We start from the raw sequence: 18,463 nt of genomic DNA on the forward strand, positions 1-18,463 counted from the left end.
GGGGCGGTTTCGTAACCACCCCTTTATTGCCCTAATAATTTAGAATTTACTTGCAGACCCCTTAATGGGAAGTTAATTTACTCAGAAATGTGAATCGAACTTTCAACTTGAGAATTAGCTAATGTTGGTGCAGAGAAAATCCGCGAGTACAGACTTGATGGTTGTTGATGAGCAACAACTGGGAGAACTTGACGAGCATGGGCGGCTAATTCCACTGCTTTTACATCATAAGTCTGCGTTGCTAATTTAGGATAGAAACCAATTCCGATGATTGGTAGCAGCAAACAAGCGGTAATAAATATTTCGCGGGGTTTGACATCAGATATTACAGCATCCAAGTGCAACTCTTGACTTTGCTCACCATAGAATACTTGACGCAGCATCGACAGTAAATAAATTGGTGTCAAAATCACGCCAACTGCTGACAGCAGCACGACTACAACTTTGAAGCTGGAACTGTAAACATCACTGGTGGCAATACCCAGAAATACCATCAACTCACCCACAAAACCACTCATTCCGGGTAAGGCAAGAGAAGCCATTGAACCAATGGTAAACAGAGCAAAGGTTTTAGGCATTACCTTAGCCATACCGCCCATTTTATCCATCATCAAGGTGTGGGTGCGATCGTAAGTAACGCCAGACAGGAAGAACAAGCTAGCAGCAATCAAACCGTGGGAAACCATCTGTAACACTGCACCGCTGATGCCTATTTCTGTATAGGATGCAATCCCAATCAGCACAAATCCCATGTGGGCAATTGAAGAGTAAGCCAAGCGCCGTTTGAGATTGGTTTGAGCAAATGCACAGCAAGCACCATAGACAATGTTAACCACACCCAAAATTGCCAGCACTGGGGCAAAAGTCACATGGGCATTGGGTAACATTTCCACATTGAAGCGGATGAGAGCATAACCACCCATTTTTAACAACACACCAGCCAAAATCATTGAACCGGGTGCTGATGCTTCACCGTGGGCATCAGGTAGCCAAGTGTGTAAAGGGAAAATCGGTAACTTCACACCGAAGGCAATCAAGAAACCTGCATAAATCAACAATTCCAAGGTTTTGGGGTATTCTTTCATTCCCAGAGTCGCCATGTCGAAGGTGACGGTATCTCCAGAGAATGCCATTGCAAAACCGGCAATCAAGATAAATATTGATGCAGCAGCGGTGTAAAGAATGAATTTAGTCGCGGCATAACGGCGATTTTGTCCTCCCCAGATGGAAATCAGCAGGTAAACCGGCACTAACTCGATTTCCCACATCAGGAAGAACAACAGCAAATCTTGGGCGACAAATACGCCAAGCTGGGCGCTGTACATCGCTAACATCAAACCATAAAATAATCGCGGCTTGGTGGTAACTTTCCAAGCCGCGAATATTGCGAGGGTATTTATTAAGCCTGTCAGAAGCAGTAAGGGCATCGATAAACCATCAACCCCTACAGCCCAATGCAAACCTAACTGCGGTATCCAAGGATAGTTTTCTACAAGTTGGAGTGTTGAACTCTGAAAGTCGTAGTTATACCAAAAGGCACAAATCATCAGTGCAAAGTCGGCGATCGCAACTCCCAGACCATACCACCGGACAGTTCTACCTTCTTTGTCTGGGATTAAGGGGATGGCTAAGGCAGCCACCAAGGGTAAGAGGATTATGGCTGTTAGCCAGGGAAATTCAATAGCATTCATCACTTCTGACAATCAATTTGCCTTCTCGCTTTTGATTACATTATATTAAGGAATCAATACTTTTGTAAACATTCTTGAACTCCAAAAGATTAAATTTTTGCCTTTGACAAGAATATATACTCATCGTATGTTAGTTTTTCAGGATAAATAAGAATAAATACTTATCTAATTTTGCCAATTACATTCTAAATGTAAACTTTTGCAACGTCAACTTTAGCTGTCGTTACAATATCGTTGCATTTTCTGTTCACTGGAGTACTTTGAGAAAAGAAGTTTTGATAGATATGTGGTTTGAGACAGGACACTTCGGGTTAGAAGCAAACGATTGGGTGTCTAATTTGGGGGGAGGGACTACAGATGGTACACAGGAAGAGAGAGATAAGCCACCTAAGCCGCCTGGAAATTAGGGCAAACGCACAGTAGTTTTAGCAAAGCCTTGGTGATAAGGATATTGATGAAAAAATCGCCTAACACATGAGAGGAAAATAACTTATGTCCGATTTAATTAACAAACAAATCATCCTCAAAAGTCGTCCAGCGGGCGAACCAAAAGAGAGTGATTTTGCTCTGGTAGAAACACCAACTCCCGAACCAGGTGAAGGCGAAATTCTTAGCCGCACCATTTATCTATCTCTCGACCCTTATATGCGTGGTCGCATTAGTGGAGGCAAGTCTTATGCTGCACCTGTAGAATTAGGTTCAGTTATTGTCGGTGCTACAGTCAGCCAAGTAATTAAATCAAATCATCCTCAATTTCAAGTAGGAGATTTTGTTCTTAATAGTAACGGTTGGCAAACTTATGCTGTATCTAAGGGTGAAACACTGCGTAAACTTGATCCCACTCAAGCACCTTTATCCTATAGTTTAGGTGTACTAGGTATGCCTGGTCTAACTGCTTATGCTGCTCTGCTTGATATCGGTCAACCGAAAGAAGGCGAAACTGTTGTGGTTTCAGCTGCTTCTGGGGCTGTCGGTGCAGTAGTAGGTCAAATTGCCAAAATTAAAGGTGCGCGAGTAGTGGGAATTGTCGGGAGTGACGATAAGCGGGATTATATAGTTAAGGAATTAGGTTTTGATGTTGGCATTAACCGCAAAACTCAAGAACTTGATTCAGCGCTCAAAGAAGCTGCCCCGAATGGCATTGATGTTTACTATGACAATACAGCAGGTGTGATTTTAGAAACTGTCTTGCAGCAGATAAACCTTGGGGCAAGAATTCCACTAGTAGGTTTGATTTCAGAATATAACGCCACATCTACTCCACCAGGGCCTAATTTAATGCCACTACTAGTCAAACGGGCTTTAATCAAAGGTTTCTTAGTTAGCGATTATCAACATCGGTTTAATGATTTTTTGCACGATGTTTCTGGATGGTTGCAGTCTGGTCAAATCAAGTATAAAGAAGATGTAGTTATTGGTTTAGAGAAGGCTCCTGGTGCATTTATCGGTTTACTTCGAGGTGATAATTTTGGCAAGTTGATTGTTAAGGTCAATGACGATCCAACAGCAGCTTAATCGGTTATTAAGTTGGGTATGTGGTACGTTGACACTTAAATTATTTCCAAATGAGCGAAAATTCTGGCACACCACTGGATAAAAGGGAGCAAATTCTTGAAAATCAGCGTCAGGAGTAGATAATTCAACTAAAGTTTTAGGTGTAACTAGATGCACAATGGTTTTAGGAGTAAGCTGCCACTACTGCTGACATTCTGCTTATTTACTAGCTTTTTGCCTGCTTCTGGTTCAGTTTTATGTCCAGCCGTTGCCTCTGACGAATACTATAAAGTAGCCAGAAATTATGGCAGAGATGGACGCACAGGAACCGATGGGCGATCGGGTAGAGATGGTAGCAGTGGTGAAAACCAAAATATTTTTGTCAATGGTTCACCTGTAAATCTTGATTTGTCGGGTAAAGATGGTGAAGATGGGGAAGACGGGGAACATGCTGATCGTCCTGACTGTGGTTATCAACGCAATCGCGTCAGCCACGACATAAACGCCCCCAATGGTGGTAATGGTGGTAGTGGTGGCAAGGGAGGAGATGGGGGAAATGGTGGTTCCCTCACAGTCTATTACAGCAATTTGGCAGACTTGCGAAACATTTCCGTTCGAGCAACTGGTGGGGAAGGTGGGCGCGGCGGTAGAGGTGGCAACGGTACGGAGGGTTGTAACTGTCACAGACGGAGTTGGGAAGTGAAAACCTGCAAGGGGACTCCCGGTAGCCCTGATTACAAGTGTACTGATAAGGTTTATCGATGTAGCGATGGTAGCGATGGACGAGATGGCAGTGATGGTAGCGATGGTAGCCAAGGGCGCTTAGGAATTTTGAGTATTGTGAATAGCAATGAACCTTTGGCAGGGGATACTCCAACTGTGCAGCTAGCAATTTCGCAACTGATAAACAAACAGGTCAACCTCTCGAAGAATAAGTGGAATATTCGTAAAGGGGCAACTTCTCTACTTGCGCCTGGTGCTGCGATCGCTGATGATTATCGAGAGTTTGAACAACGTCTAGAAGAGGCTTTTCAAATAGTTTGGCAAGAAAGACAACCCATTACCAGCTTTGGTAATCAGGTTGTAACACTAAATTTAACTGATAACAAACAAGTAGAAATTACTTTTCCTGAAGAATTATGGGTTGAAGGTAACACCAAAAGTGACGCTAACTTAACAACATTTACTGTCAACCATGCCATTCCCAAAAAAGATGTCACTCGGTTAGCTGTGGCAGAGTTTGCCGATGCAGGAGAAAACCTCAACTTAAAAATAGTCGATTTGGCAGCAAAGTCTGATGCTATTAATACTCAGTTTCGCGTGAAATTCCGCGCCCAGGATAGCTTGCACGGTTTTTCTGGCTACAAAACTGAATATGAAGGGGATATTCCCAACGAACTTGTGACTCGTGACTATAACCGTTTTACTCTAGCTTTGGGCAAGCTAAAAATTCCTGATGAAGCTTTGCGCCCTGGTATCAACGTTAATATCGAAGTCGTAGCAACTCGTTCTTTGGGAATACGTTCTGCGAAGCAAACTATTAGCTGGCAAGGTGCAATCCGCAAGCCTAGATAACGTTTAGGAAGATTTTTTACCATCTGAAACCATTTGCGAGAGAATATAGGCTGCAAAATCTAGTAACTGATCCAGCAAAAAACCAATAATCCCGATGTAGATAATTACCTGGATGATGTAATCAGCATTGCCAGCTTTATAAGCATCCCACAGGGTAAACCCAAGTCCTTTTGGCCCTGTTAACATTTCTATGGCAATAACTATAAACCAGGCTACCCAAATGCTAACTTTCAAGGCATGAAATAGATGAAATATAGCTGCTCGAAAGTTGTTATTCTGTCTCTTAAAATGTCGCATACCTATTGCAGTATTAATAATCATCGTCCAGAGAGTTCCCAGAAAAACTACTATAATGGCAGCCGATTCACTCTCTTGAAATGCTATTAGGGCAATAGGCAGCAGAGCTATAGGAGGGATACTATGTGGTATCTGAAATATCAGCCTAAATAGCTGATAAATCATGCTATTCATACCTATAAAATACCCGATAAAGCTACCCAATACGGCTGCTGGGATGTAACCAACAAACAACCGTTGTAAGCTAGCTAAAATGTCTAAGAACATATTATTTTCTCTGCCTCAGTTCTCATAAAAAGCATTTGGAAAATACTGCGGCAATAAGATAAAAAAGTGGATTAAAATACACTTTTGCTTCGATTGATAAAAGATTTTTATATCTTCTCCTCCTTGATAAATAATCAAAAAATCTTAGGTATTATTACGATGAGATAGTAGTAGTACAAAGAAGAGGTAAAACTTTGATTTACTAAACTTTATCAGAAAAGCAAATGGTGATTAGTAAATTAAATACAATTTCCATAATTTACTTGGTTGGTGATTTTAACAAGTATAAATATGTACAACGTTTTATACTAAATAAAGTGCCAAATTTGTTATTAGCAATACAGAATATCTATACAATTGACCTCTTGCAAAAACATATTTTTGCAAGAGAGGGAAAGGGGTAAAGGTTAAAGGGAAAGGATTTTGAGTTTCTTTACCCTTTTCCTCTTCCCCTTTACCCCGACTTTTGCAAGAAGTCTAATGGTTTAGTTAATACCAGCCAATCGATTGGCTGGCCCTAACGGTAGCGGTACAGTTTCCTTCAGCAATCTTCAATACATCTTCAGTTCTGCTAAGTAAGTGGGCAAGAATAAATCAAACTATATTAAGTAATGTAAAAATCAATTGAATTAGCTCGTAGCAAGAGCTTTAGCCCTTAAGAGAGGACTAAAGTCCCCACTACAAACCTTTAATTATTTACGCCCACTTACTTAGTCAAGCGATCGCTGCTAGTTAACAAACTCTTTCAAGGTGTTGCGTGATGGACTGATTTGTAGTCTGGTTAAAAGAGATGTAAATCTTAGGGTGTGAATAAGAATGTTACTGGAGAAGGTGTTTGAGCGGTTTATAAAAGAAAAGATGTCTCAACTTATAAGATTCTAAACCAGAAAAAACAGGAAAATAACACACCTTGAAAGGGCTAGTCCTAGTGGAGTAAGTTGCTATGAGAATCTTGCTGATCGAAGATGACGAAGTTTTAGCGAGTGTTTTGTTGCAGTCTCTTACCCAACAACACTATGCTGTTGAAATTGCAGGAGATGGACAAATTGGCTGGGAATATGCCCAAAGTACCAACTACGACTTGATATTAACAGATGTTGGACTGCCGAAACTCGATGGCATTACTTTATGTCAGCGTTTACGTTCTAGTGGCCGTTCCACTCCTATTTTGTTGATCACAGCAAAAGATGAAACTAGCGATCGCATTCGTGGACTCGATGCTGGAGCAGATGATTATCTCATTAAACCTTTAAATTTGGCAGAACTCCAAGCAAGGGTACGCGCTTTGTTACGTCGCGGCGATACTCCCCGTCCTCCAGTGCTAGAAGTTGGGGCATTGCGGTTAGATCCAAGTACTTGCGAGGTAACATACGATAATCAAGTTCTGGATTTAACACCCAAAGAATATAGTCTGCTGGAGTTATTACTACGGAATCCATCGCGGGTTTTCAGTCGGGGAGATATTATCGAACATCTCTGGACTTTTGACGATCCACCCCAAGAGGAAACTGTTAAGTCTCATATTAAGTGGTTGCGACACAAGTTGAAAGTAGTTGGAGCCGTAGACTGGATTGAAAATGTTTATGGTTTGGGATATCGCTTAAAAGCACAAAAAGCTACTAGTAGTAGAAATAGCGAAAAAATAACTCAAAAAAATCCAGATCGGGATTACTCCATACCCAATACTTCCTCATCCGTTGAACAGCAATTTAACCAAGCAATGAGTGGGTTGTGGAGTCAATACCAAGGGCTAATGACACAGCGAATGGAGGTACTGCAACAAGCAGCAACAGAACTCTCTAGCGACACACTAAATATAGAATTACGTAAATCGGCAGAACGGGAAGCGCATAAACTAGCCGGTGTTTTGGGAATGTTTGAGCAAGAAAAAGGTACTCAAATAGCGCGGGAAATCGAACAAATTTTAGACAAAGATGGAGAGTTATTACTAGCCCAAAAACACCAGCTAATATCGCTAATCCAAGAGTTAGGCAACTTGTTAAACCTAATGAAGGTAGTTAATCAAACTGCTACCTCGATTGGGGACGAGATAAATCCGAAGTTACTGCTGATTGACCATGATTTACAACTGGGTTCACAGTTGCAACAACTGGCATCTTCTATGGAAATGCGTTGGCAACAAATAACAACGTTAGAAGCTGCAAAAAACTTCTTGCAAACCACATCACCAGATTTAGTCGTACTGAATGTAGATGAGATCGGGCAGCGAGAAGAAAGTTTAGCATTCATGTTGGACTTAGCAACACATACTCCTCCTGTACCTGTTCTGGCGATCGCTGTCACTGATCAGCTAATGGATCGGGTGACTTTGGCTCAGTCTGGGGCACGGGGTTTTCTCCTCAAGCCTGTCACAGCAAATCAAGTTTGGGAAACTGCGTCTCAAATATTACAATTTACCCGTTCTTTAACAGTAAATGTATTAGTAGTTGATGATGACCCACTGATTTTAGCGGCATTAGGCCCAATGTTAGAACCTTGGGGAATGCGAATTACCGCATTGGACGATCCCTTACGTTTCTGGGAGGTATTGCAATCTACTGCACCAGATTTGTTGATTTTGGATGTGGAAATGCCCCAAATCAGTGGTATAGAACTTTGTCAGGCAGTTCGCACAGATCCGCAATGGCAGGAATTGCCAATTGTATTTCTGACGGCTCATCGGGAGATGGAAACAGTGCAGCAGGTGTTTGCTGCTGGGGGAGATGATTATGTGGTTAAACCCTTTGTGGGGGCAGAACTGCTGGCAAGGATCACCCATCGCTTAGAACGCAGCCGCCTACTACAGTCACTCTCTACCAAAGATCCCTTAACCGGACTAGCAAATCAGTTACAGTCTAGCCGCGACTTACAACACCTGATTGCTCAAGCCGAGAAAAATCAGCAATCTATTTGCTTGGTGACATTGAATATCAGCGATTTACGCCAAATTAATATCCAGTATGGCCATGAGGCTGGTAATCAAGTATTGCAACGATGGAGTCGTCTATTCCAATCGGTTTTTTGCAGTGGCGAAATATTGGGATATTGGGGTAATGGAGAATTTGTGGTCGGAGTTTCTGGGTTTACTGAAACAGAACGGCTGATCGTCAAACATCGCCTCAGTGACATTTTAACCAAGCTGCGCCAGCAAGTCTTTACAGCTCCCAATGGCGATCGCTTCCAGGCAACTTGTAATTTTGCTATGGTTGAATATCCTAATGATGGACTAAATATCCAATCTTTATACCAAGTTGCTCATTCCATGCTGAAGCAGAACTAAGGCAATACTTCTCGGTTTTTGAATTTTTAACTCGGAATCGGGTTTGGGGTAAAGGGTAAAGGGGAAAGGGTAAAGTGCGTTATGGACACGCTGAAGCAACAAATGCGATCGCAGAAATAACAAATGAGTTCGCGGAAATAACAAATGAGTTCGCTGAAGCAACAAATGAGTTCGCGGAAATAACAAATGAGTTCGCGGAAATAACAAATGAGTTCGCTGAAGCAACAAATGCGATCGCTGAAGCAACAAATGAGTTCGCGGAAATAACAAATGAGTTCGCAGAAATAACAAATGCGTAGGCATCGCCCAATACGGTTGGAAAGGGGAAAGGGTAAAGTAAAGGATATATTCAAAACCTTTCCCCTTTCCCCTTTCCCCTTTCCCCTTTACCCTTTCCCCTTTAACCAAACCGTATTGCTTGCGCCCCTACTCGCCTTCTAACTGTTGGGCTACCAGTCTGGCAAATAACCCTGATTGGGTAATCAATTCCGAAAAATTGCCTACCTGGACGACATGACCAGCGTCAATAACATAGATGCGATCGGCATTACGAATCGTGCTGAGGCGATGGGCAATCACCACTCTAGTAGCGTTTAACTTAGCTAAACTTTCAGTTACAATTGCCTGGGTGCGGTTGTCCAAAGCGCTGGTTGCCTCATCCATCAAGATAATTTTAGGCTTGGAAACAAGCGATCGCGCAATCAATAATCTTTGCCGTTGTCCACCTGAAAGATTACTACCACCCTCGGCGACGATCGTATGCATCCCCATTGGCATTTGCTTGATATCATCAGCAAAACCTGCCATTTGTGCTGCTGACCAAGCTTCTTCTAGGGAAACTAAAGCCCCGGCGGTGATGTTATCAAAAACCGATCCTGTGCCGATTTTACCATTTTGTAATACCACTCCTAACTGTCTTCGCACAGCCTGGAGTTCCATCTCTGCTAAATCATTGCCATCATAATAGATGCTACCTGTCAATGGAGTTTCAAAACCCAATAACAACCGCAATATCGTTGATTTTCCACTTCCAGAAGACCCAACGATCGCAACAAATTCCCCTGGTTCGGCATGGAGACTGACATCATTGAGAATTAAGCTGCCATTTTCCGAGTAGCGAAAGCTGACACGATTTAGGGCAATGCGACCGCTTAATTGACCGGGGTTAACCTTGGTTGAGTCATATTCAGGCTGCGATCGCCAAATCGGTTTTGCTCGTTCCCATATTGGTACAATACTCCAAATTTCCGATGCAGTATTGCTCAGGTCAATTACTCCTTTGATAAAAATCGCCAAAGCATAGTTAAAAGCAACGAATGTACCCAATGTTAGGCGTGTCTGCATCAACAGCATGGCAAACCCAAACAGCAGTATAGAACTTACCAAAGGGAGTGCTTCGTTAAATATAGAAATACCATCTTTAATCTCTTGCCAACTCGCCTTCAGCCGGATTTGCTGGCTGTACTTTTTTGCCCAAGCTGCAAATGCGCGTTCTTCTGCCATTGTGACTCGCAGTTTGGCAACACCGTTAATTAGTTGTACCGTGAGTCCCTGAATTGCACCATTGAGTTCTTGCTCTTTTTTCGATTTCTTCACCAAGAGGAAACTTGCAACAGTCGTAACCACAGCGGCAAATATTGCTAAACCCACGCCCACAAACGCTAGTTGCCAACTGTAAATAAACATCAGCACTAGGTTAAATAGGGCAAAGATTCCACTCAACAACGTTCTTTGGGTAGCACCACTGAGTTTTTGATGAATTTCCCTTACTGCCATGACACGGTTGACTAAATCTCCAGAAGTATACTGACGAAAAAAGCTAGGGCTTAGTCTGAGTAACCGATCCCAAATGGCTGGCTGCAATATGCTATCAGTGGCGCTTTCCACTCGTAGGGTAATAATACTTTGGGCAACTTGAAAAGCTAACTGCCCAAAGGCGACTGCAAACATGACCAATCCTATCTGCCACAGTAAAGCGCGATCGCTATCGGGAATGGCATGATTGATTAAAATTGCTGTTGCTTGTGGTGCAACCATTCCCAATATTGTGCCCAGTAGCCCTACTATTAAAATACTGGCGATGTCTTTTTCATAACCCTTGACTCCAAACCGCAGCAAATCGACGGCTTTGAGGGCAACTTGGGGTAATGGTCGATACAGGACGTAGGCTAATGGTGACAGTGTTTTTGCTACTGATTCATTTACAGGTGTCCGAGTTCGCGCTACGGGGTCAAAGATGACATAATCTCGATTATCTGTAGGTAACAACGCCACTGGGCGTTCCAACTGAGTATAAGCTAACATCGCCCCTTGGTCTTGACGCCACCAGCCATCTGCTAAAGTTACACGCCGAATCCGAATTTGCGATGCTTGTGCGATCGCGGCTACAGGGTCTTTAATAGAATTCAAATCCTCTGCTGGTGGACGAATCTCTATCCCTAGCGATCGCCCAACTGCCCCAAATGCTACCAGTAGGGGCGGCCCTTCCTGAGAAAAAACCGCCTCCTGCTGTGGCTGCAATACTGTTGCTAAATCAGAGAGTGCCCCCTCTATTACTTGCTGATTAAATTGCTCACGTTCCTGAAACTGCCGAAATTCTGCCTCTGTTTCTTTGTTTGCCAGCAAACTCAAGTAGTGAAAAAAACAAGTATGCAAACTGGCTAAACCTGCTAGAAGTTCCTCTAAATTTTCTAAATCTGCCGTTGATAACACTTGTCCAATAACCGTGTCTTCTGCCTCCAACCACATATCACTCGTGAGTGGAAACGCTGGTGAGGTAGAATTTAACGTTAATTCCCCGATTCCCATCCAGTGAGTATTGCCTTGCTGCAATTTCACCCATAAGAGTGTTTGTTGCCTTCCCTGTAGCATTTCACCAGGCGATAATGAAAAATCCCGTTCAACTGCCTGTACAAGGTTTAATGGGGTAGTCAAAACTGTTTGCTGGGCGCTAAGAGATTGTCCTAAATGATTTACCCAACCTTCTAAAAATTCTATGGCTTGAGAGTCAGCCGCCGCGATTCCCTTAACCAAATCAACCATTGACATCTGGCATAATTGGGTGGGTTCAATTGCGATCGCTACAAAATTCCATTGGCTTTGTGCTATTACTTCCGGTAATAAGGCTTCACCAGCGTTCACATGAAACAAATAGCGGCGATGCTCCTTTGGTAAACTGTTTTTAACTCTAGTGACAAACACCGCCAATGTTCCAGACTGCACTATCCAGAATGTTTTTGAGTCATTCAACAGTACTGGTTCGTTTGCTTGAAGGGAGTATGTGGGAAGAGGATTCACTTGCGGGCAATCGATATAAGTTCGGTAAGTGCAAAAAGATTTTTTAGCCTTAATCGAACTGGATTGAGTTAAATTTAGATTATCACCGTTAAGTCTTGCAGGCAATACAGACAATACAAATGACACAAGAATTAATCGACCTAAAAAATAGTATTCTGGAAGGAAGATACGCAGATGCTTTGGTGATTGTTGATGAGTTAGAGGGCATGAGTAAACAAGCTATTCTGCGTAATATAGAATCTTATTTAAACATTCTGTTGATTCATTTAATTAAAAACCAAATAGAACAGCGATTAACTGGTTCTTGGGTAAATTCTATTCGCAACTCAATTAAACAAATTAAAAAATTGAATATTAAAGATAATAAAAATTCTTACTATATTAATCAAGATGAATGGGAAATGCTTATACTAGAAGAAGTAATTGAAGATGCTATCGCTGATGCAAGTCTGGAAGTTTTAAACGGTAACTACACTCGCTCTCAACTGTCAGCAATTCTAGATAGAAACCAGATTTTAACTACAGCAAATGAGTTTATAGCTTTAACATATACTTATTCGGCAAAAGAATTACCAGCCATTATGGATGATTATTTAGCTCAACTAGCTGGTGGGGAAGATTGGATAAGTAAGTGAGTGCAAATAAACAATTCGCAAGGATAATTATACATTGTCGTTTAGGTTTTTTACAAATACTCCTATGCTTCTGCTGCGTGAAGTAGACGAACATAAGTTCCGCCTTGCTGCCATAATTCCTCATGGGTTCCACGCTGCACGATTTTACCTTGCTCTAGCACAATAATTTCATGGCAATCGCGAATTGTGCTGAGGCGGTGGGCTACTACAATACACGAACAACCACGCTGTTGCAAGTTACGGTTAATAATCAACTCCGTTTCTGCATCCAGGGCGCTGGTTGCTTCATCCAATACTAAGACTGTGGGATTTCTCACCAAAGCGCGGGCAATTTCTAAACGCTGGCGTTGTCCACCACTAATATTCATACCGCCTTCAATCAACTCAAAGTCATATTTTCCAGGCATAGATGCGATCGCATCATGAATCGCTGCATCTTGGCAAGCCTGCACCAAATCGGCTTCTGGTACAGTTGAATCCCAAAGAGTGATGTTTTCTCGGACAGTGCCGGCAAATAAAAAGATATCCTGTTCAACCATTGCCAACCAGTTAGCCAGAACAGAACGCTTAATTTGCGATCGCTCTATACCATCAAAGCAGATTTCCCCTTCCCACGGTTGATAAAGCCCGCAAATTAATTTAGCAACTGTCGATTTACCAGAACCACTTCCCCCCACAAGCGCTATTCTTTGCCCTGGCTTGACAATCAAACTTAAATTCTCAATCAAGGGAGGTTCTACACGACTGTACCCAAAAGTGACATTCCGTAACTCAACATGACCCTGTAATTGCCACATTGGGCATGGGGCATTGGGCATCCCTTCGGCTACGCTCAGGACAAGTGGGCATTGGGCATGGGGAATACTTGTAATAAGTTCCCCTCTGCTCCTCTGCTCCTCGGTCACTGAGCGTAGCCGAAGTGCTACTCCCTTGCCTCCCTCGACTTCCAAATCAACGGGATTTTGCAATACATCATCAAGGCGGTTTAAGTCAGCTTCTAAATCTTGCAGTGTGCTGCCGAAGTTAACGAGACTATTAACTGGCTCTAAAAAGCTCAGTGTTAAACTTTGGTAGGCAACCAGCATTCCAATACTGAGATTGCCATTCATTACCTGTAAACCACCAACCAGCAAAATAGAAGCTGTGGCTAGGGCTGTCAAAATTGTGGGTAATGTGGTGAGAATTTGAGTTTGTAAGCCTAATTGTTGTTGGGCGTTCATGGCTTTAGCGTAATAACCCGCAAACCGAGCAAATAAATCTGACTCCAGCCCGGAAGCTTTGATGGTTTCTATGCTTTGGATGCCGCTAATCGTTACTCCGCCCACCTTGCCATATTCCTGAGCTAGGCGCATATTTGTATCTACACGAGTTTGCGATAAAAATAAGAGGGCGAGAATGTTGATTAAAGCAAAACCGACTGCGATCGCACTCAGCAATTGGTCATACTGAATCATAATCAGTAGGTAAAAGACCATCATCACCGCATCAATTAATGTGGTTGCCAAAGACCCTGAAAGTACTTCTGCCACCCGGTCATTTAGTTGCACCCGGCTACTGATTTCCCCAGCAAACCGTTGGTCATAAAACCCAATAGGCAATCGCAGAATATGCCAGAGAAATTGTCCTGATGTGCTGACTGACAACTTAACCATCAATCGCCGCAGATAAGTCAGCCGCAGTCTAGCCAGAAATGCCCGCAATAAAGTAGTTAACAGCATTCCTAACAACAAAGGTCGTAACCAATCTTGCCGGTCTTGGATTAAAATCTCATCGATAAATACCTGAGCAAAGGCTGGTACAGCTAACCGAGGCAGTGTTAGCAATAACCCCGCAAGCAAGCAAAATAAGATAGTAACTCGTGAGTTTTGTAAGCGGTTACTTAAGGCAGAGACAATATGATTTTTTTTGCCTCCCTTCTGAAAATCCGCTCCTGGTTCCATTGTCAGCACAACACCCGTGTATGCGCGATCGAACTCTTCCCAACTTACTGTTCTCCGACCATTGGCAGGATCGTTGAGGTAGACGCGTTTTTTGCTATATCCTTCTACTACGAGAAAATGGTTAAAATTCCAAAAGGCAATGTAGGGAAGACGGGTAGCTGTCACCTTTTCCAGAGACAGTTTTAAACCTTTAGCATTGAGTCCATAGTTTTTAGCAGCTTTGAGGATATTAAAAGCTTTGCTGCCATCCCGCGAAACACCGCATTCTTCACGCAATTTAGCCAGTGGCACAATTCGGCCGTAATAGCTCAGAATTATTCCTAAAGCCGCCGCACCACATTCGACCGCTTCCATTTGCAAAAGTGTAGAAGTGCGGACACGATTTGGTTTAAATTTTGGGATTGGGAATTGGGAATGGGGCATTGGGAATTGGGAATGGGGCATTGGGAATTGGGAATGGGGCATTGGGAATTGGGAATTGGGAATTGGAATTGGTATTAGAACCTGAAAGTTGAGCCTCTGAAGCTGAACCTTCAAGTTTTAACCTCAATGCCCAATGCCCCATGCCCCATTCCCAAATTAATAAATTCCCGTCCAAGATCGCAGCATAGGAATAATATAAGAAATCGGTGCTTTTTCGCCAACTTTTACTTGAACAGAGGTAGTTGTGCCAGAAGATATTTTTAAAGCTGGGCCATCAGAGGATGACCATTTGTAGCCACTGACTGATGTAGGGTTTTCTTGGAGTTGGACAAAAGCTTGCACCTGACCTTCACCTTTACCCGCAAGACTAGCGGCTATTTCTTTGTTACCAACGATCGCTGTAATATCTTGTGTACTTACTGGAAATGCAGAAACATCTGCGATCGTTCCGACAATGCCACCTTCGCGCTCACGTTTGGCAAAACTAGGAGTCACCTGTACAGCCATCCCTGGCTTGATTTGCTTACCATCTTTATTCGCAAAGTAAACAAGACTCATAAGCTTTGAATTTGGCTGTTCAGCCTCAATTGACCCCAAGCGGCTACCCGGATTCATCATTTGTCCAGGGACAGCACTCAGTTCGAGAATGTGACCATTATATTTGCTAATAATTCTACTATCTTGAGATAGTTGCAGTTCTAATTGGGCAATTCGCCGCTTTACTTCCCGAATTTGATTGGTTTTATCAATTGATTGCTTTAAGTCTTGTTCGCGTAATTTAGTATTTTGAGTATTAAGGTCTTTAATTTTAGTTTTAATTTCGTCAATTCTATTAAGATTTTCCAGATATTCTCGTTGCGTTGTTGTTTCTTGGATTTCAAGATCCTTTAGTTGCACGTCAATATCTGAGAGTTCGCTTTGAGTGTTAAAATATTCTTGTTCAGCTTGCACCAGCATATCTTGGCTGATGACATGCTCCTCAAAAAGCTGACGACGATTATCAACCCGTCCTTTGAGAGTTTTGAGTAAGTAATTAATTTGTTGTTTGCGGGAATTAATGCTTTGACGTTTTTGAGCGATCGCTCTTTGGGTTTGATCGCGTAACTTTGGTGCATCTTGTTCTCGGCGCAGATTACTTTCTAAATCCAGTTTTTGCTGCTCAAGGGTCATGATTTGTTGATCAATCAGCAGCTTTTGTAACCTGTCAGTCTCTTGATTTTGGGTTTGCAGTTGTTGCAACTTTATCTGCTCTTGCTGCAACTGCTGCTTTAGCGCTGATTGGTCAATAATACCTAGTACATCACCTTGTTTAATAATATCCCCTGGCTTCACCTTGAGAGTTAGTAATGGGCCAGAACTGGGTGCTTGAAATTCCACAACATGGTGCGGTTTAATCAATATACCTTGGCCTGTCACCGTGAGAGGAATTCTGCCAAACACACTCCAAACGCCAGCCACAGCAACTACAAAACTCATGGCAGATAAAGTCAACCAAGCTTGAGGCTTAACTACATTTATCGCTTGATCCAGTTGTTCTGGTGAAGATAAACGCTCCAGGGCTTCTTGACGGAAAATGTGGCTGTGTTTTAGTTGCATTGTTCTCCTTCTTGCTGAAAGCACCCAGAACCTTAAGACTTCTAGACTTTTAAGATTAAAGTGCGATCGGGGAGAACTAGGGGAGAACTCAAGACGGTTCGGTTAACAAAGTTATCTGTTGAGGTGAGCAGGGGGAGCAGGGGAGGCAGGGGAGGCGGGGGGAGGCAGGGGAGGCAGGGGAGGCAGGGGGCAGAATTGTCTCGTTCCCAGTCTCAGACTGGGAATGCCTATCCTTGAAGCTCCGTCTCTCCTGCTGGCGGCAGAGCCGCCAGGAGCAGCATTTCCAGCCGGAGGCTGTAAACGAGATTTGAAAAGGGTTTCAGCTTAAGTTGACACCAATGGCAATAACTTTCCTCCCCTGCCTCCTCTGCCTCCCCTGCCTCCCCTGCCTCCTGCCTCCTGCCTCCTGCCTCCTCCTGCCTCCTTCAAGATGTCAAAGGCAAGCAGATGGTGAAACAAGTTCTACCTGGCTGCGACTCAAATGAAAGCGTACCGTGATGGCGATTCTCTACAATTCGGCGAGTAGTTTCTAAACCCAATCCCGATCCCTGCCCCACTGATTTGGTGGTGAAGAAGGGTTCAAAAATGCGCGTTTTAATTTCAAGTGGAATTCCACTGCCAGAATCGATGATGTCAATATGGGCATAGCGATCGCAATGGGATGTTGTAATTTCCAGCAATCCCTTACCATCCATTGCATCAATGGCGTTGTCAATCAAGTTTGTCCACACTTGATTCAGTTCGCTGCCATAGGCAAGAATTTTCGGAAGACTTCGATCGTAATTGCGTTGCACTTGGACACCGCACTTGAGTTTATGAACAAACAATCGTAAGGTATCTTCCAAGCCTTGATGTATATCTACTTCTTGCTGAGTGCCTTGATCGAGGTAAGAATAAGATTTCATTGCTTGCACAAGTTCGGAAATCCTCTCAGATCCTCGCAAACCATGTTTAATCATTGACATGACTTCAAAGGAAAGTGCTAGCCAGTGCAATCCCATTTCTCGCAATTCCGTGTCATCGTTGCGCCAACGTTCCATTAATTGCTCTAGGCTTTCAACCTCAACACCACCTTCCGCTAAAGGTTCTGCCAATTTCCATGCTTGCTTCACACCATAATCTTCTAACCATTCCAGCAATATGGATTCGCGATCGCTTAGAGTTACAGGATCTAGACGATTATTCAAAATCGCATCATAGCCTTGATCGCGTACTCTCAACCAGTGTTGAGTATGGGCTTCGTCAACATTGCGTTGCCCATAAACTAAGTTCATTCGTTGTAACTCTAGAATGGCGGCTGGCATTTCTTTTAAAGTCCGAACCAGGGCTGCGGCTGGGTTGTTGAGTTCATGAGCTAATCCGGCAGCAAGTGTCCCTAAAGCTGCCATCTTTTCCCGCCCACGAATGAAAGACTCTAGCCCCCGGACACGACTTTGCATAATTCGGAAGACCATCTGCTCAAAATCACGACATTCATGCAGCAGTTTACGAAAGTCTTCTCCCTTCATCTCATAAATGCGGCAATTTGTTAATGCCCGCATTGTCACAGGTGCAGGTTCGCCTGTGAGTACTGGAATTTCACCAAAAAAGGATGGGGCTTCGTGTTGCCCGATGGGAATTTCAACTCCTTCACTGCGGCGGGTGATGTTGATTTTACCTTTGACTAAGATAAATAAGCGGCATACAGGATCTCCCTCATGGGATAATACTTCTCCAGCAGAAAGTTCAACTGTTTGAGCGCGATCGCAAACCCACTGCAATCGCTCTTTGGGAAGTTGTTGAAACGCGTCTAAGTTGACTAATTCCTCAATACATAACATTAATAAACCTCCTTGAGAGGGCCTACCGTGTACACACAAGTCTTTTAAAGTTGCTGTGTAACGTAGGGTGGGTTAATTTTTGCGGGTCGATGTAACTAAGGTGCGGGTCGATGCAACTAAGGTGCGGGTCGAGGGAACTAGGAAGGGG

11 protein-coding genes are annotated in these 18,463 nt (G+C 43.2%); 5 read left to right on the forward strand and 6 right to left on the reverse strand.

Annotation, left to right across the window (positions count from 1 at the left end; genetic code table 11):
- Positions 1-77 precede the first annotated feature (77 nt).
- Complete coding sequence (locus tag RRG12_RS10415) at positions 78-1,691, reverse strand: NAD(P)H-quinone oxidoreductase subunit 4 (protein ID WP_069072227.1); 1,614 nt, start codon at positions 1,689-1,691, stop codon at positions 78-80.
- A 492-nt stretch (positions 1,692-2,183) separates the two neighbouring features.
- On the opposite strand from RRG12_RS10415, the gene RRG12_RS10420 reads away from it, so the two are divergent.
- The gene (locus RRG12_RS10420; protein WP_420759211.1) at positions 2,184-3,206 is read left to right on the forward strand and encodes an NADP-dependent oxidoreductase; all 1,023 of its coding nucleotides are present in this window, start codon (positions 2,184-2,186) and stop codon (positions 3,204-3,206) included.
- Between the two features lie 150 nt (positions 3,207-3,356).
- The gene (locus tag RRG12_RS10425; RefSeq protein WP_420759212.1) at positions 3,357-4,760 is read left to right on the forward strand and encodes a collagen-like protein; all 1,404 of its coding nucleotides are present in this window, start codon (positions 3,357-3,359) and stop codon (positions 4,758-4,760) included.
- A gap of 3 nt (positions 4,761-4,763) precedes the next feature.
- Here the strand turns inward: RRG12_RS10425 and RRG12_RS10430 are convergent, their stop codons facing one another.
- Positions 4,764-5,324 carry a nitrate transporter gene (locus RRG12_RS10430; protein ID WP_069072224.1) on the reverse strand — a complete coding sequence of 187 codons (561 nt, stop codon included), beginning with the start codon at positions 5,322-5,324 and terminating at the stop codon, positions 4,764-4,766.
- Positions 5,325-6,267: 943 nt separating this feature from the next.
- On the opposite strand from RRG12_RS10430, the gene RRG12_RS10435 reads away from it, so the two are divergent.
- Entirely contained in the window at positions 6,268-8,604 is a 2,337-nt protein-coding gene (locus tag RRG12_RS10435) for a response regulator (RefSeq protein WP_420759213.1), read from the forward strand.
- Positions 8,605-8,678: 74 nt separating this feature from the next.
- Positions 8,679-8,903, forward strand: coding sequence for a hypothetical protein (locus tag RRG12_RS10440; RefSeq protein ID WP_420759214.1), 225 nt, complete (start codon positions 8,679-8,681; stop codon positions 8,901-8,903).
- A gap of 127 nt (positions 8,904-9,030) precedes the next feature.
- On the opposite strand, the gene RRG12_RS10445 is transcribed toward RRG12_RS10440, so the two are convergent.
- The gene (locus tag RRG12_RS10445) at positions 9,031-11,853 is read right to left on the reverse strand and encodes an NHLP bacteriocin export ABC transporter permease/ATPase subunit (protein WP_420759215.1); all 2,823 of its coding nucleotides are present in this window, start codon (positions 11,851-11,853) and stop codon (positions 9,031-9,033) included.
- Between the two features lie 167 nt (positions 11,854-12,020).
- Between RRG12_RS10445 and RRG12_RS10450 the strand changes: the two genes are divergently transcribed.
- Positions 12,021-12,536: a DUF29 family protein gene (locus tag RRG12_RS10450; RefSeq protein WP_420759216.1), complete on the forward strand. Its 516-nt coding sequence runs from the start codon at positions 12,021-12,023 to the stop codon at positions 12,534-12,536.
- Positions 12,537-12,598: 62 nt separating this feature from the next.
- Here the strand turns inward: RRG12_RS10450 and RRG12_RS10455 are convergent, their stop codons facing one another.
- The 3 genes from RRG12_RS10455 to RRG12_RS10465 form a co-directional block, all read right to left on the reverse strand.
- Positions 12,599-14,899: an NHLP family bacteriocin export ABC transporter peptidase/permease/ATPase subunit gene (locus tag RRG12_RS10455; protein WP_420759217.1), complete on the reverse strand. Its 2,301-nt coding sequence runs from the start codon at positions 14,897-14,899 to the stop codon at positions 12,599-12,601.
- A 156-nt stretch (positions 14,900-15,055) separates the two neighbouring features.
- A complete protein-coding gene (locus RRG12_RS10460) occupies positions 15,056-16,495 on the reverse strand; it encodes an NHLP bacteriocin system secretion protein (RefSeq protein WP_420759218.1) in 1,440 nt (479 codons plus the stop codon).
- Between the two features lie 425 nt (positions 16,496-16,920).
- Positions 16,921-18,315 carry an ATP-binding protein gene (locus RRG12_RS10465; RefSeq protein ID WP_069068407.1) on the reverse strand — a complete coding sequence of 465 codons (1,395 nt, stop codon included), beginning with the start codon at positions 18,313-18,315 and terminating at the stop codon, positions 16,921-16,923.
- Positions 18,316-18,463: the final 148 nt, after the last annotated feature.

It is taken from the genome of Nostoc sp. CALU 546 (genome assembly GCF_048836525.1).